The following is a 15,850-nucleotide window of genomic DNA, read 5'->3' on the forward strand; positions in this document are numbered from 1 at the left end:
CGATGACACGAATCGTATTTCTTCCCCATGAGGAAATCTGTCCTGATGGTGCGGTGGTTGAAGTTGAGCCTGGAGTCACTGTTTGTGATGCCGCCCTTGAGCATGGCATTGATATTGAGCATGCCTGTGAAAAATCCTGTGCCTGTACTACCTGTCATGTGGTGGTGCGTGAAGGGTTTGAAAGCCTTGGTGAGGCCGATGAGCTGGAAGAGGACATGCTGGATAAGGCCTGGGGCCTGGAGCCTGAGTCGCGGTTAAGTTGCCAGGCTGTTGTTAGCGATGAAGATCTTGTAGTGGAAATCCCCAGATACACTATTAATCAGGTGTCTGAACGGCACTGACGGGAGGAAAGCAACCATGGGACTGAAGTGGATAGATGTCTATGATATAGCGATTCAACTGGCAGAGGCCTTCCCGGATACAGACCCAAGGTATGTCAACTTTGTTGATCTGAGAAACTGGATTCTGGCCCTGGAAGGGTTTGATGATGATCCGGGCCATTGTGGCGAAAAAGTGCTTGAAGCAATACAAATGGCCTGGATTGAAGAGGTTGACTGACAGCAGAGGGCGAGATCGTTTACAATTTGTAAGGCGTTGTATTCTGATCCGGTGATGAAGGGGTGTTTGTCTATCTGATAGAGGGTAAACACCCCTGGCTATTAATAAAAAGAACAATTCCCACCCGTGGATAAAGCATTCCTTTGTCTACGGGTGGGGAGTGACAACGATGGAGAGTATAAATGGCTGTTGAACGTACATTGTCAATTATCAAGCCCGATGCTGTTGCCCGGAATATAATTGGTGACATTATGGGGCGCTTTGAAAAGGCCGGACTCAGGATTATTGCGACCCGGATGATGCATCTTTCCAGGGAAGAGGCAGAGGGGTTTTATGCAGAACACCGGGAGCGTCCTTTCTTTTCCGGTCTGGTGGCCTTTATGACATCAGGTCCGGTGGTGGTATCAGTGCTTGAAGGGGAAAATGCCATTATCCGGCACCGGGAACTGATGGGTGCGACTAACCCTCAGGAGGCGGATAAAGGTACGATCAGGGCTGATTTTGCCAGTACTATTGATGAAAATGCGGTTCATGGTTCTGATTCTCCCGTGTCAGCAGAGCGAGAAGTGGCTTACTTTTTTGACCAGGCAGCCATTTGTCCGAGAACCCGTTAATTGATGAGCTGCCAGATACCGCCGACCCAGTGTATCTGGCGGTGTCGAGGTAATAGAATGTCTAAATTGACTGTTAGCGCCAAAACCAATCTGCTGGGTTTGTCCAGGGAAAAAATGGAGACTTTTTTTGTCAGTATTGGCGAGAAAAAGTTCAGGGCGCAGCAGATGTTGAAGTGGATTCACCATAACGGGGTGGGTGACTTCGATGAGATGAGTAATATCAGCAAGGCCTTAAGGGAACGCTTAAAGGATATCGCTGAAATCCGGGGGCCTGAAGTGGTGAGCAGCCACTTTTCCGAGGATGGTACCTGTAAGTGGGTGATAAGGGTTGCCAGTGGTAGCTGTGTAGAAACCGTTTATATCCCTGATGGCAAGCGAGGTACTTTATGCGTGTCGTCCCAGGCGGGTTGCGCGCTGGATTGCAGCTTTTGTTCCACAGGTAAGCAAGGGTTTAACTCTGACCTTACGGTGGCTGAAATTATTGGACAGGTTTGGGTGGCGGCAAAACACTTTGGCAATGTCCCTGCCAAAATGGATCGTTCCATTACCAATGTGGTGATGATGGGAATGGGAGAGCCACTGCTTAACTTTGATAATGTCGTGGATGCCATGAACCTGATGATGGATGATCTGGGCTATGGCCTGTCAAAACGTCGTGTCACCCTCAGCACATCGGGGGTTGTACCTGCCCTGAGAAAACTGGGCTCGGTGACGGATGCCTCTTTGGCGATTTCTCTTCATGCCCCGAATAATGCCCTGCGGGATAAGCTGGTTCCCATTAACAAGAAATACCCTCTGGAAGAGCTTCTGGATGCCACGGCAGAGTATATGGGGGGGCTGTCGGATAAAAGCCGGGTGGTCACTATCGAGTATACCTTGCTGGCTGGAGTCAATGACCAGCCTGAGCATGCGAAGCAGATGGCCAGGCTGCTTAAAAATACACCGTGTAAAATTAATCTGATTCCCTTTAATCCATTCCCTTATTCCGGATATGAGCGTCCCAGTAACAATGCGGTCAGACGCTTCCAGGAGTTACTTGCACAGGCAGGCTATAACACAACGGTGCGTAAAACCCGGGGCGATGACATTGATGCGGCCTGTGGTCAGCTGGTGGGTCAGGTCAATGACCGGACCCGGCGAAGTGCCCGTTATATAGAGGCCAGGCAGCTGGATTCCACTCAGGATGTGCCGACTATAAAAAAAGGGGCAGCATAGCCATTAGCAGGAGCTACCAATGAGGTCAAGACAGGGCCTGGTTGTATATGCTTTAACGATTTTACTGGTGGGTTGTATCAGTCACTCCCCATCGGTGCCCAATGGGCAGGGCAAAGCCGTTGATAATTATATGAACCTTGCCAAGGGTTATATTCAGGAAGGCTATATTGAGAAAGCCGTGAAACCCCTGAATCGAGCGCTGGAGATTGAGCCGCGTTCCTCTGACGTCCATGGTATGCTCGGGCTGGTTTACCAACTGCAGGGGGAAACACGCCTGGCAGAAAAGTCCTTTAAAAAAGCGCTATCCTATAACTCCGGGGCAGCAGAAGTTCGCAACAACTACGGTGCGTTTTTGTTTTCCCGGGGGCGACTGGATGATGCCTATCGCGAATTTTCAAAAGCGGCAGAAAACATTGATTATGAGAAGCGAAGCCGGGCTTATGAAAATATGGGTGTTGTGGCCCATAAGCAAGGCAACCTGGTTTCTGCCCAGGCGCATTTTGAAAAGTCCCTGAGACTTAACAGTAATTTACCCCGTGCCCGCCTTGAACTTGCGACAGTGCTGCATAAAAGTGGTGATTATGGCAAGGCATGGGCACATTATCTGATGTTTGCCAAGCAGGCACGTCAGAACTCCCAAAGCCTTTGGTTAGGCGTTCAGTTGGCACGTGTCAATGGCGACAAAAATGCAGCGGCCAGTTACGGCCTACAACTGGAGCGTTTGTTTCCGGGGTCAAAGGAGTTACAAGCATATCGGAGCCTGGTAAGGCATGAATAGTGATAGAGAAACAGGTACAGGAAACGTTCAATTGGATGCTGATTTTTCCTGGGACTGTCTGGCTCGGGTCAGAGAAGAGAAGGGTCTTTCTATCGAGGATGTGGCTCGTAAACTTAAAATTACGGAATCTTATGTTGCGGCCTTGGAAAAGGGAGACTTCAAACAGTTTCCTGCGATAGCTTTTGCCCGTGGTTATATAAAAAACTATGCCCGGTTGCTGGGTTTGGATGCCGAGGTACTGGCGGCAAGTGTTGTTGATTCAGCACCTGCGGTCTCTCGCGACCGGCTGGGTTTTGGTCAGAAGTTGGAGCGTTCCACGGTAAGGTCATCCTCATTACTTCGCTACGCAGCAACGATTGTTTCGGTATTGTTAATATCCTTTCTGAGCTACTACTGGTGGAATGGCAGTAAGGAGAACAGGCTATTTTCAACCTGGTCAGAAAGCACTGTCGCTGTGGTTCAGGCGGACGCAGAGGAAGAAGTTTCTGCTGATGATGCCGCTGATGAGTCGTCAGTAACCCACAGCTCCACTGAAACCGGTTCTGCGGATACCGCAGATAACACGGCTGAAACAAAAGACCAGGATCCTATTGAAGAATCCGCAGAAGCTTCGATGGCACTGGCTGAGAATGAGGATGTGACTGAAGTGGAGGAGGTTGTGGCCAGCTCTGAAGCCAGTGAACACCCTCTAGAGCGCGCGCACCTTTATATCCGCTTTAAGGAAGATTGCTGGATGGAGGTGAAGGATCTGTCGGGTAATGTAGTGGTGGCCGGTTTGAAAAAAGCGGGCAGTGAGCTGGATCTGGAAACACCCAGCTCCGTCAAGCTCAGGCTGGGCAATGCGCCGGGGGTGGAACTGATTAAGTTTGCCGGTGAAACCATTGATATGTCGGCTCAACAGTTAAGAAAAGGGAAAAAGGTGGCCAGGCTGACGTTGAATGCCTACGAGCAGAGTTAGGAGAGTGGGTCAAAGGTGTGTTTTTGCATAAATTGTCGTTTTATGGATACCCAATATCTTGCGGATATAAGAAATGTTGCCGGATAATACTTGGGTATTGTGTAATATCCGATATTACTTGGTTGATGCTTAGTAAAGCTAAGCATTAGTTCCTATGTCGTTCGCATTAAGTTTATCGAAGTGCATTAGCCCCACCCTTCGGCAAGGCCAGGATGAGCAGAGGTAGTGCGTTCTTTAATGCTTGGCGGCACTAGCATCAATCTTCAACTATGGAGTATTAATGAAGATAATAAGTATTTTTAACAATAAAGGTGGTGTTGGTAAAACTACCTATATGTATCACATAGCACACCTGCTTGAGAAGAGGGGTAAATCTGTCCTAATTGTTGACTTGGACAGCCAGTGCAACTTATCAGCATACTCGTTATCAGATTCTGATTTAGAGCGTAGTTGGAAGCCAAGGGGTAACAGTATATGGAATGCTATTGAGCAAGTTTATGAAGGTTTGGGTGATATACGAAAAAGAAGCCCTTCTTTAATCAGAAAAGAATATCCAAAACTACATATTGTTCCTGGTGATGTTCTGCTTAGTAATTATGAAGATTCACTTGGTGATACATGGAGCAGCGCAAAAGGTGGTAATGCTCCGGCATTAAGAGTTCAGTCTGCTATTTACCGATACATAAAATGGGGGGCTGAAAAAGTCGAAGCAGATGTGGTTATGCTTGATTTAGGACCTAACCTTGGAGCATTAAACAGAGCTGTACTCGGTGCAAGCGATTACTTTATAGTTCCAATGTCTCCTGATTTGTTCTCAATAAGAGGCACAAAGAATCTTGGAGCAAAGCTAGCCACCTGGCGCCGTGAGTGGGATCAGTGTAACTCAGCATCAACCAGTAATATTGACCTACCGAAAGGGAAACCAACATTTCTTGGCTATGTAATGCAGCAACATAATGCGAGAAGAAATTCCGAAGGAATGACGCGAGGTTGGTCTATCTTTGGAAGTAGAATTGAAGCTGCCGTTAGAGAAAACATCATTGATGTTCTTGGACCTCTAAATCAAGTTCATAATTGGGGTGATGACAATTGGAATATCGGAAAAATACCAAACCTTCATAGTTTAGTTCCGTATTCCCTTGAAGCTAAGAAACCTGTTTTTGACTGCAGATCAAGAGATGGATTGAATGGTGCCCATATAACCACAGCGAAAAAATCTTCTCAGCATTTTGATCCGATTGTCCAGAAAATGCTGCGGGTGCTGTAGCTGGATAACAAATATAATTATTTACAGGTTCTCAAAATCCTACCTGAATCAAGGTGGGGTTCATTGATCGTTTACAGAGATTCTGTCTTTGGTTCACAGTGCTTCTACTCCCCCTGTGTCGGCATAGTTGCTATAGAGTCTGTAGCCTGCGAAACAAGAAGCCTTTGAGGAGCAGTCATAAACCGCTTTGCTGACCAAAGAGCTGTTCGGAAGTAACTTCCCAATTCTCTCCGTACCTAAAACCTTGTAATCACCGCATCTCAAGGTATAGTTTGCCGTTTTACTGACTTATTCCAGAGCGGCAATCGCTTTTTGCAATAAAACCACCGCCTGGATGATTTAACAGGGATTTAGAGGAATTCTGAACTTGGCTAAGCAACTCCAGGCCATTCGTGGAATGAATGATATTCTGCCAGAACAAACGCCCACCTGGCGCTACCTTGAAGATAAGGTCAGGGCGTTGCTGACGGCTTACTGTTACCGTGAAATCAGAACCCCCACGGTTGAGTCATCGGCGGTGTTTAGCCGTGGAATTGGTGCGGGTACTGATATTGTTGAAAAGGAAATGTATACCTTTCAGGACCGTAATGGCGATAGCCTGTCTTTGCGTCCTGAAGCTACGGCGGGGTGTGTGAGAGCCGGTATAGAACACGGGTTGCTGTTTAATCAGGTGCAGCGGCTCTGGACCATGGGGCCTATGTTCAGGCATGAGCGTCCTCAAAAAGGACGTTACCGGCAGTTTCATCAGGTCAGTGTTGAGGCCTTTGGTATGAAAGGGCCTGATATTGATGCCGAGCTGATTCTGCTAACCGCCCGGCTTTGGAAAGAGCTTGGCCTGGCTTCCCATGTTACACTGGAGCTGAATACTCTGGGCACCCTTGAGGCACGCCAGAAGTACCGTACTGACCTGGTTGCTTATCTATCCCGTTTTGAAGCGGAGCTGGATGAAGACAGCCGCAGGCGGCTGACCATCAACCCCCTCCGTATTCTGGATAGTAAGGATGAGAATACCCGGAAAATTGTAGCGGATGCGCCTGTGCTTCAGGATTACCTGGATGAAGAATCAAAGGAACACTTTGATGGCTTGTGCCAGAGACTTCAGGATGCAGGCATTAACTATAAAGTGAATCCAAGGCTGGTGAGAGGTCTGGATTACTATAGCCGAACCGTGTTTGAATGGGTCACTGACAGCCTTGGTGCCCAGGGCACGGTCTGTGCCGGGGGGCGTTACGATGCGCTGGTTGAACTGCTAGGAGGCAAGGCAACACCGGCTGTGGGTTTTGCCATGGGTCTTGAAAGACTGGTATTGATGCTGGAGAGCCTTGATCTGGTACCGGCTCCTGTATCACAATCAGTGGATGTTGCCCTGGTTTCCATGGGGGCCGGGGAAAAATTGATGCCATTGGTTGAGCAAATACGGGATAGCTGGCCTGAGCTGCGTATGCTGGTAGACTGTAGTGGCGGGGGCTTTAAAGGTCAAATGAAGAGGGCCGATCGTAGTGGTGCCCACTATGCACTGATCATTGGTCACGATGAACTGGACGCCGGCGTGATTACTGTCAAGTCCCTGAGGGATGACACACCTCAGAGTCAGGTTGCTGTAGCTGAGCTGGTGGATTATCTGAAAACACGTATTCAGGAGTAAGCAGTGAGTTACGATTCAGATGAAGAACAGGTAGAACAACTTAAACGCCTGTGGAAAGAGTATGGGCAGCCTGTCATCGTCGGTGTGCTGATTACCCTGGTTGGTGTTTTTGGTTATAAAGCCTGGCAAAAGAATCAGTATGAAAATGCGGTGGCTGCCTCCCAGCTATACCAGAATCTGCTGGATACGGTGGGTCAGGTGGCGGGTGGTGACCTGAGTGAAGAACAGGAATCAACCATGACCCATGTGGTTGATACGCTTCAGAAGGATTACAGTGGCAGCCGTTATGCGGCCATGGCGACATTATTCCTGGTACAGCAGCAAGTCAGGGACAATGAGCTGGATAAGGCGGAAAAGTCCCTGAACTGGATTCTGGAACAGAAGCCTGATCCTGAGGTCAATGCGCTAACCAGGATTCGCCTGGCCCGGGTATTACTTGCGCAGCCTGACAGCAAAGCGCAAAAGGCGCTGGATATTCTTGGCTCCCTGAAACCGGGGGACAAGTCTTTTGTAGCCAGTGTGGAGTCAGCCAGGGGCGATGCCTATCTGGCGCTTGGACAGCAGAAAAAGGCTCAGGAAGCTTACCAAAAGGCATTGGATTCCAGTCAGGCTGAGGGGCGACCAAGGCCTTTGCTGCAACTGAAATTGGATGATCTGGCACTGCCACAAGAGGGCTAAAGGGATGGAAAGGTTTTTCAGGGTGCTATTGCTGGGAGTCCTGGTTTCAGGTATTTCAGCATGTAGCCTGTTCAGTTCGGATGATGAAGTCGTTCGTACGCCAAAGGCACTGACCACTATCAAGGAAGAGGCTGTTCAGTTAACTGAAGTCTGGTCCAGAAGTATTGGCAAGGGGGTTGATGGCCGGTATGAGCAGCTTATTCCGGTGGTTTCCGGGGAGGCTGTTTATGTTACTGATGCGGACGGTGTTATCTCAGCCTTCAACAGTAAGGATGGAAAGCCGCTGTGGAACAGGAAACTTGAGGTTCGGGTCGGGGGTGGCGTTAATGCTGGCTATGGCCAGGTGCTTCTTGGAACCCTGAACGGTGAAGTTATCGCCCTTGATGAGAAGGACGGCAGTGAACTCTGGAAAACCCGTGTTAGCAGTGAGATTTTATCGGCTCCGGTCACCGATGGTTCTTTTGTCCTTGTTAAAAGTATTGACGATAAGTTAACAGCCCTTGATGCCAAAACCGGTAAAACCCTGTGGCAGCAGGATACGCTACAGCCGGCGTTAACCTTGCGTGGTTCTTCTGCGCCGGTGATCGAACGGGAAGCGGTTTTTAGCGGTTACTCCAATGGTGATGCCAAGGCATTTCGCATGGAAAACGGCATGCCTCTCTGGTCGTCCAGGGTTGCCATTCCCAAAGGCAGTACTGAACTTGAGCGGATGGTTGATATTGATAGCACGCCGCTGATTGTCGGGGATACTGTATTTCTTGTGAGCTACCAGGGCAACGTAGTTGCTTTGGATCTCTACAGTGGCCGGGTGCGCTGGTCTAAGGAAATGTCCAGTTACAAAGCAATGGCTGAAGGTTTTGGTTCTCTGTATATTACCGATCAGGATAGCTTCGTCAGCTCGCTGGATCAGCGAACCGGAGCTTCCAGCTGGCGGCAAGAGTCCCTGGAATACCGAGCTCTGACCGCTCCCGTCACTTTTAGCAGTTATGTCGTTGTGGGTGACTATCAGGGTTATCTGCACCTGCTTTCCCAGGTGGATGGTAGCCTGGCGGGGCGCTTTAAAGCAGGCTCTTCTGCTATAAAGGCTCAGCCGGTAGCAGATAATGATATGCTGTTTGTATTGAATGCTGATGGTAAGTTAATGGCGTTGAAAAAACGCTAGCCTAGCCAAATCAGTGATTGGATCGGGTTGTGGCCTGGGTCACAGCCCGATTTTCTATTTATGCCTACTCTATCTTGTGGCTGTTCTTAATATTCAATGGTTTTGATGATCCACAGATAGCTGTACTGCCGTTTTTTGTTGTTTAGTTGTAGATAAATCATGACTCCTGTAATTGCTCTGGTGGGCAGACCCAATGTTGGCAAATCCACCTTGTTTAACCGTTTGACCCGTTCCCGGGATGCTCTGGTGGCCAATGTTGCGGGCTTAACGCGAGACCGTAAGTATGGTGAGGGCAAACTGGGGGCCAAGCCTTATATCGTCGTTGATACGGGAGGAATCAGTGGCGATGAGGAAGGCATTGACTTTGCCATGGCAGAGCAGTCCCTGGCCGCTATTGAAGAAGCGGATATTGTGTTGTTTTTGGTGGATGCCCGTGCTGGCTTGACCGCTGCTGATGAAATGATTTCTGATCATTTAAGGCGACAGGGCAAGCAGTACCACCTGGTTCTCAATAAGGTGGATAATCTTGATGCGGATCAGGCTGAAACGGATTTTGCCGCCCTGGGGGTTGGTAATGCCTACCATATTGCTGCCGTCCATGGCCGTGGCGTGCGCAATATGATTGATGATGTCATGGAGGACATTGCCCATGAAGCGGATGATGAGGAAGAGAACGCCGTTGATGCCCGGGGCATAAAAATCAGTATTGTCGGGCGCCCTAATGTGGGTAAGTCCACTCTGGTTAACCGCCTGCTGGGAGAGGATCGGGTGGTGGTTTATGACCAGGCGGGAACCACCCGGGACAGTGTCTATATTCCTTACGAGCGATTTGGTCAGGAATACACCCTGATTGATACGGCCGGTGTCCGTCGCCGTGGCAAAATCAAGGAAGCCATTGAAAAATTTTCTGTGATCAAAACCCTGCAGGCCATAGAAGACGCCAATGTGGTGGTTATGGTTTTTGATGCCCGTGAGGGTATTGTTGACCAGGATCTTCATCTGCTTGGCTTTGTGCTGGAATCAGGTCGTGCGGTTGTGCTGGCTATTAATAAATGGGATGGTATGCAGGAGGATGAAAAAAAGCAGATTAAGGAAGAGTTAAGCCGCCGCTTGAACTTTATCAACTTCGCCCGTTTGCATATGATTTCTGCGAAACACGGTACGGGTGTTGGCCATTTATACGATTCCATTGAAGAGGCTTATGAATGTGCCACCCGCAAGCTGTCTACTAACCAGTTAACCCGAATCCTGGAAGATGCCATCAGTGAGCACCAGCCTCCCCTGGTTCATGGTCGAAGAATCAAGCTCCGTTATTGCCATGCAGGTGGTATGAATCCACCGACCCTGGTGATCCATGGTAATCAGACCGACGCAGTGCCTAATGCCTATAAGCGTTATCTGGAAAACACCTATCGCAAGGTGTTGAAGATTATGGGTACTCCGATCCGGGTGGAGTTCCGTTCCGGCGAAAATCCATTTGAAGGCCGAAAGAATAAGCTTAATGATCGACAGCTAAAGAAAAAGCGTCGTCTGATGGAGCATGTTAAAAAGGCCAAGAAGAAAAGTAAAAACCGCTAATTATCAGCTAAACCGCGCCAACTTAGAAAGTGCATGTTTTCTAATCCTTTGACTGGCGCGGTTTAGCAGCAGCTTCGCTGGATAAGCCAAATGCACATATCTGGTTTTTAAATGTACTGTGGTTTAGCAGAGTTACCGTAAATACCCGATTTTATGCCCTCCGGGTATAACTGGAGAGGTAAGAAGTAATAATTGCCATAAACTAACAGAAGCTTCTTTGTCTATAGTAGTTGATTAACGGGTTAATAAGTTGCTTGGACATGATAAAGCAGCATCGGCAGTTATTTGAAAGAGGCAGGGCAGGTTATCTTTTTCTGTTGTTATTTTGTACTGTTATATTTTTTGCCGTTCGTCAGGCTTATGCGGGGAAAAACTATCCTTGGGGCAGTGAAGTAGAGACGAAAGTGTTGTGGAAGAGCAGAGTTGATTGCACTGAAAGCAGAGCTTTTGCTATGGAAAAACTTCGTGAAAAGCCCAGGATACTCCTTTTTAAAAACAGCGGTATTGAAGACAATGCAAGCTCTAAAGAGCAGCCGCAGGTTGCAGAACTGCAATATATTTCATCCACTAAGGATCGATCATTTTGGAATCGCAGGGGGAGTGGAATGTTTCAATATGTTGGCGCTGATAACACCCTGTATTTATTGTATATGGATAATTCAAAAGCTTTTAAGCGAGCTTATGAAAGTGATGCAATAGCAAAAGCGTGTCAGTGTAAAATAACCGCATGTGAAAAACTTCAGGGAATTCCTCCAGAGATCAATTGGGATCATGTAGTCTAAGTAGGTCATAGTTTGGTTTCAAATAAACTGGATGTTCGGCCAGTACGAGAAATCTACTTCTTGATCTAACGATCAGATAGCTATTGAATGATACATTTACTCTATTATAAAGAGAGTACTGGTCTTTAAATCCCTCTCCCTATGAAGTACGTCACTACAATCACTGATGAAGCTGTTTTATTAACTTTGAAATTCGCCAAACACTACGGACCTCTGAGATGTATAAGGGAAAGAGCCCATAGCCTTTTATTGAGCAATCGTGGCTTTACCCTTGAGCAAATTGCCGAAATACTTGAAATTAGATATCAAACTGCTTCTCAGTGGATTGATGATTGGGAAGAATATGGTATTCGTGCCTTGTACAAGGGGCATGGTGGCGGTAGGCCGTGCATATATGACGAATCCGAAGTGCAACGCATAAAAGAATTAGTGGCTGAAGAGCCTCGTCGCTTATCGTATGTCAAATCCAAGATCGAGGATGAAACCGGTAAATCTTCATCAAAAATTACTCTGGCAAACATTGTAAAAAAGCAGGGCTGGTTTACAAAAGACTCCGTAAATCATGCAAACATAAACGGGACGAAGAGCAATTCCATGACTGTAAAACTGCTCTGAAAGATGCCCAGGAAGCCGAGAGCAAAGGGTTAATCAATTTATTTTATTTTGATGAGTCCGGCTTTACCCAGGAACCTTGTGTGCCATACGGTTGGCAGGAAAAAGGAAAGCAGCTCAGAATACCATCAGTCAAAAGTAAACGCATCAACGTACTGGGGTTTATGAACCGAAGCTGTGAGCTATTTCATTATCCTGTTGTGGGTTCAGTGAATAGCGATACGGTGATTGCGGCCTTTGATGACTTTGCAGAGAAAATGGCAGATGAAAAATACAGCTCAAATGATCGTTACACGGTAGTTATGGTGGATAATGCCAGCATTCACACCAGCAAAAAGTTTTGTGCCAGAATTGATGACTGGATGATTGAAAAGAAATTGCTGGTCTGCTTTCTGCCAACATATTCACCTGAGCTCAACCTGATTGAAATCCTGTGGAGGAAAATAAAGTATGAATGGCTCAACCTCTTGTCAATCAAGAGCTTTGCGGAATTTGAAAAAGAAGTTGAACGGGTGCTTTTTTCATTTGGAGAGGAGTATATGATCTCATTTTCTAATACTGTCCGACTGGATGGTTAAATTATTCGAAAGCAATCTATACACTACTTATAGCGATAGTGGATTACATATGGCTGTAAAGGAATTTTATCCAGAAAAGATTAAGACCTATCGGTATTGTAAAAAAGATAATAGCTCGTTTCCCTGGATAGAAGAACAAACGTTTCCCCGCGATAGTTCACTTAATAAATCAGGTTTTGACGAACTGAAATTTAGCCCCGATGGTCATCATTTATTTATACAGTCTAATCTGTCAGAAAATGTCATCGATACGTACTCGTTTTCTAATACTGGAGATATAGCCTCTCCTCGTTGGGTAGAGAGATTACCTATAGTTGAGGATATTTCCATTTGCCATAAACTTACAAGGGTTAGTAATGATAACGCCCTTGCGTTGATGGGTTGTTTGGATAAAAAGGATAAACCAAAGAGAGTATTGATCGATATTTTTCGAGATAGTGGTGTGAGTTGGGAACATGAATATACTATCGTAGTATTAGATGATCTGGAGCCAGCGTATGATATTCATCAACTGGAATTCAGCCCTGATGGTTCGCGGCTACTTATGGTTCAGGGCAAGCACGCAACAGGTGCAGCAGGAGTAAAAGACTGCAAGGCAATTATTTACAGGCACACCAATATCGGCCACTGGGAAGTGGAACGTACATTTAATTTGAACCGCCCTAATGGCTTCGTAAAATTTAGTCCCGAGGGCTCCCGTATAGTGGTGGTTAGCAGTACCACATGGAATCCAGTAATTCATTTATATCACTACGATACCAATGAAGAATATTGGCAGCTGGAAGAGACTATTATGAGTGGGTGGGAGTTTATTAATGATGTCAGGTTTAGTCCCGGTGGGTTATGTATTTTGATTACTGGACAGGTTTCTCAGAAAAAATTCCGAGCCATGATTTATAGGGGGGATAAAGTTGATGATAGGGTTCAGTGGAAAATAGAGAAAACTTTTGAGGTCAAAGGGCATATTTCGGCAGCAGGATTCAGTCCGGATGGATGTTATGCATTGGTTTGTGGTGAAGATGTCGTTCAGCTGTATGGAAAACGTGATGGTGTAACAGTGGAGAAAAGTTTTTCAGTTAAATTATTACCCCAATTAAAGCTTAGTTCTTCATTATTGGCTGATATTTTTGGAGCCAGAATGAAAATTAATTCAGATGAAATTAAATCACAGGGTGATATTACTGATGAGCAGAAAAAACTACCAACAATAAAATGGGTTGAAGAGACTACTCGTTTTATAGTTAATGGAAAGAGAAGAGACTTACATTATTATGAAAGAGAAATGGGTGGTTGGGATACCTATGAAAGCACCATGGAAGGTAAAGTTAAATTTGCTCAGTTTAGCCCTAATAGCACCCATTTGCTGATTGATGTGAACTATGCCGATGGTAGACATTCGCATGATTTTATTTACCCTCCTGATGAATTTGGCTGTCTCTTTTTATTTGGTCTTCAGAAACTGGATTCCACCTTTTAAAGACTATGAATTAAATGCACCCTTTATGTTGTATCGGCTTATCAATCGGCGAGCATTGTATAAATCAATTTGCCAGCTATTTTTGGCTGGAGGGACTTCAATAAGAGAAACGTTGTCCAGGGAGTAATTGGCACTCAATGGGGTTTCGTACTGTGCAATGAACTCCAGGCGTTCCCGGCTGGCATTGTAGGTTTGGGTGAGAAAATGAATGGTTTTTTCACTTAAAGGAACGCGATAATAACGAATCAGGTTTTGAGCCAGCCTTTCGGCACTGGCCGCCAGATTTTTTTCTACTGCGCTGGCCATGGCTTCCCCCAGGGCCGCCTTGGTTTTAGCGCTCATCCCCGGTTCAAGAGAGGCGAGACTGGATGCATTGGCATTTTCAATGGCACGCTGGATCTGGGGGTCATGGAGCTCGATATAGGGATCAAGAATAGTGGACACTTCAATGGCCACTTCACGGGCCCGGGTTGCTGTTAGATCTTTCTCTGCAATAGGAAGGGGGTCATCCTGTCTGAGGCTATCGCGCCTGAGTCGAGACTCCTCCAAAAAACGATTCAGGCGACGTGCTACAGCAACTCTGGCTTCGTCATCGAGTGAAATAATTTGTTCAGAGATAGTGAGACTTCGCTTCAGGCTTTCATTTTGCTTGCTTTGAAGGGTGTTGGAACGGGATTGCCACTGCTTCAGGGCACGTTTTAGCCTTTGGCTGTCACGACCCTGCTTTAGATAAGCGCGATGGCTTTCATTATAAAGCTGGAGTGCTTTATCAAGCTGCTGCGCTTTAATATTCAGAGCCATGGTATGTTTGTCTGTACGAGATGTCAGCTGTCGTGCGTCGCGTACCTGTCTACTGAGTTCATCCATTGCGGAAACAGTGGTGGAGAGTAGTTTATTGGCGCTGATCCCCTGGGCAGAGACAATCTGGGTGTTAATGCCGGTATTATTAAGGTAGTTGGTTAGAGCCTTCAATCTTGAATAGACCCGTGCCCGGCTGATTCTATAATCATTTCGTTCTTCTTCCAGTTTATCCAGTGCTTTTGCCAGGTCCCAGTGACCGGTGTATTCAATTTTCAGATAGGCAATCTCCCGGCCGCAAATAAGTTCAAAGCAGAGGGTGAGCATCTCCTCCACATCGTGAAGTGTCATTAACTCTTCGTTATCCTGTTCAATAGCAGTCAGTATTCGTTCAATAAACAGTGTTTCACGTTTTTGGCCATGGTGAGGAGTGGTTACTATACCATTCATCCTTTGTCGCATGGCTTCAGCAGTTCTTGGGTGATGCTCCTTTAACTGTTGATAGGCGTCTTCAGTTCTTTTTTTAGCATTTTCGACAACATCTCGCATGCGGTTGTATAACCCGGCCCGCCGGAAAATTTCAATTTTTTCAGCCTGTTTTGCCAGTTCTTTATCACCCGTCAGGTCTTCGATGGCCGTTGCCACCCACTCCGGGCCGAGATCCAGTTTGCGCAGTAGTATGCCAGCTGAGTGAATCCGCCTTGACTCTTCTGACAGGTTTCTTTGCACGAGGTCCCTGACAATGTAGATGATTTCGGGGATTCGGTCGATAGTGTCCAGCAGGCTAGTGCGATCTTTCTCCAGCTTGCGGCCATGGGTCATGTTATAGGTAAGTTTGGTAATTAATCCAAGAATGATGGCAATAATGGAATAGCCAACAAAGTAAAGTGCTTTTTCTGTGGGCATACTGGTACCGTAGCTAAGGTACCAACCCCCGGCGGCAGCCAATAAAGAAACCGGTCCTGCGGTCCAGGCATACTGGATAATAGTGACGCTCCAGGACTCCTGATGTGGAGCACGGGCTACTTTCTCCAGCCAGCGAAGCCCGCGTTCCTCAAGCTTCAGGTCGTCCGATTCCTGTTTTTTTCTGGATATACCGAACAGATGAGGCATGTAGTAGTTCCTGGAAAGGCGATGGTGCTACAGATTA

At 46.8% G+C, this 15,850-nt stretch carries 16 protein-coding genes; 15 read left to right on the forward strand and 1 reads right to left on the reverse strand.

Annotation, left to right across the window (positions count from 1 at the left end):
• The first annotated feature begins 2 nt into the window (after positions 1-2).
• The 15 genes from fdx (at position 3) to MJ595_RS15405 (ending at position 13,902) form a co-directional block, all read left to right on the forward strand.
• Positions 3-341 carry an ISC system 2Fe-2S type ferredoxin gene (gene fdx, locus MJ595_RS15335; RefSeq protein ID WP_263078836.1) on the forward strand — a complete coding sequence of 113 codons (339 nt, stop codon included), beginning with the start codon at positions 3-5 and terminating at the stop codon, positions 339-341.
• 16 nt (positions 342-357) lie between these two features.
• On the forward strand, positions 358-558 hold the full coding sequence (gene iscX / locus MJ595_RS15340; protein ID WP_263078837.1) for a Fe-S cluster assembly protein IscX: 201 nt from the start codon (positions 358-360) through the stop codon (positions 556-558).
• A 182-nt stretch (positions 559-740) separates the two neighbouring features.
• On the forward strand, positions 741-1,172 hold the full coding sequence (gene ndk / locus MJ595_RS15345; protein WP_263078838.1) for a nucleoside-diphosphate kinase: 432 nt from the start codon (positions 741-743) through the stop codon (positions 1,170-1,172).
• Positions 1,173-1,229: 57 nt separating this feature from the next.
• The gene (rlmN, locus tag MJ595_RS15350; RefSeq protein WP_263078839.1) at positions 1,230-2,387 is read left to right on the forward strand and encodes a 23S rRNA (adenine(2503)-C(2))-methyltransferase RlmN; all 1,158 of its coding nucleotides are present in this window, start codon (positions 1,230-1,232) and stop codon (positions 2,385-2,387) included.
• Between the two features lie 19 nt (positions 2,388-2,406).
• Positions 2,407-3,165 (forward strand): type IV pilus biogenesis/stability protein PilW, encoded by a 759-nt coding sequence (gene pilW / locus MJ595_RS15355; RefSeq protein ID WP_263078840.1) that lies wholly within the window; start codon positions 2,407-2,409, stop codon positions 3,163-3,165.
• Positions 3,158-4,123: a DUF4115 domain-containing protein gene (locus tag MJ595_RS15360; protein WP_263078841.1), complete on the forward strand. Its 966-nt coding sequence runs from the start codon at positions 3,158-3,160 to the stop codon at positions 4,121-4,123. Before pilW ends, MJ595_RS15360 begins: the two co-directional genes overlap by 8 nt.
• Positions 4,124-4,403: 280 nt before the next feature.
• On the forward strand, positions 4,404-5,390 hold the full coding sequence (locus MJ595_RS15365; protein ID WP_263078842.1) for an AAA family ATPase: 987 nt from the start codon (positions 4,404-4,406) through the stop codon (positions 5,388-5,390).
• A gap of 367 nt (positions 5,391-5,757) precedes the next feature.
• A complete protein-coding gene (gene hisS, locus MJ595_RS15370; RefSeq protein ID WP_263078844.1) occupies positions 5,758-7,035 on the forward strand; it encodes a histidine--tRNA ligase in 1,278 nt (425 codons plus the stop codon).
• 3 nt (positions 7,036-7,038) lie between these two features.
• The gene (locus MJ595_RS15375; RefSeq protein WP_263078846.1) at positions 7,039-7,713 is read left to right on the forward strand and encodes a tetratricopeptide repeat protein; all 675 of its coding nucleotides are present in this window, start codon (positions 7,039-7,041) and stop codon (positions 7,711-7,713) included.
• A 4-nt stretch (positions 7,714-7,717) separates the two neighbouring features.
• Positions 7,718-8,875 carry an outer membrane protein assembly factor BamB gene (bamB, locus tag MJ595_RS15380; RefSeq protein WP_263078847.1) on the forward strand — a complete coding sequence of 386 codons (1,158 nt, stop codon included), beginning with the start codon at positions 7,718-7,720 and terminating at the stop codon, positions 8,873-8,875.
• 159 nt (positions 8,876-9,034) lie between these two features.
• The gene (gene der / locus MJ595_RS15385; protein ID WP_263078849.1) at positions 9,035-10,453 is read left to right on the forward strand and encodes a ribosome biogenesis GTPase Der; all 1,419 of its coding nucleotides are present in this window, start codon (positions 9,035-9,037) and stop codon (positions 10,451-10,453) included.
• Positions 10,454-10,713: 260 nt separating this feature from the next.
• Positions 10,714-11,235 carry a hypothetical protein gene (locus MJ595_RS15390; protein WP_263078850.1) on the forward strand — a complete coding sequence of 174 codons (522 nt, stop codon included), beginning with the start codon at positions 10,714-10,716 and terminating at the stop codon, positions 11,233-11,235.
• A gap of 141 nt (positions 11,236-11,376) precedes the next feature.
• Complete coding sequence (locus MJ595_RS15395; protein WP_263078037.1) at positions 11,377-11,850, forward strand: helix-turn-helix domain-containing protein; 474 nt, start codon at positions 11,377-11,379, stop codon at positions 11,848-11,850.
• The gene (locus tag MJ595_RS15400) at positions 11,772-12,425 is read left to right on the forward strand and encodes an IS630 family transposase (protein ID WP_263322427.1); all 654 of its coding nucleotides are present in this window, start codon (positions 11,772-11,774) and stop codon (positions 12,423-12,425) included. The genes MJ595_RS15395 and MJ595_RS15400 overlap by 79 nt, the downstream gene beginning before the upstream one ends.
• Positions 12,426-12,474: 49 nt before the next feature.
• Positions 12,475-13,902 (forward strand): hypothetical protein, encoded by a 1,428-nt coding sequence (locus tag MJ595_RS15405; protein ID WP_263078851.1) that lies wholly within the window; start codon positions 12,475-12,477, stop codon positions 13,900-13,902.
• 3 nt (positions 13,903-13,905) lie between these two features.
• On the opposite strand, the gene MJ595_RS15410 is transcribed toward MJ595_RS15405, so the two are convergent.
• A complete protein-coding gene (locus MJ595_RS15410) occupies positions 13,906-15,813 on the reverse strand; it encodes a hypothetical protein (RefSeq protein WP_263078853.1) in 1,908 nt (635 codons plus the stop codon).
• Positions 15,814-15,850 lie beyond the last annotated feature (37 nt).

This window comes from Endozoicomonas sp. Mp262, from assembly GCF_025643335.1.
Lineage (GTDB): Bacteria > Pseudomonadota > Gammaproteobacteria > Pseudomonadales > Endozoicomonadaceae > Endonucleibacter.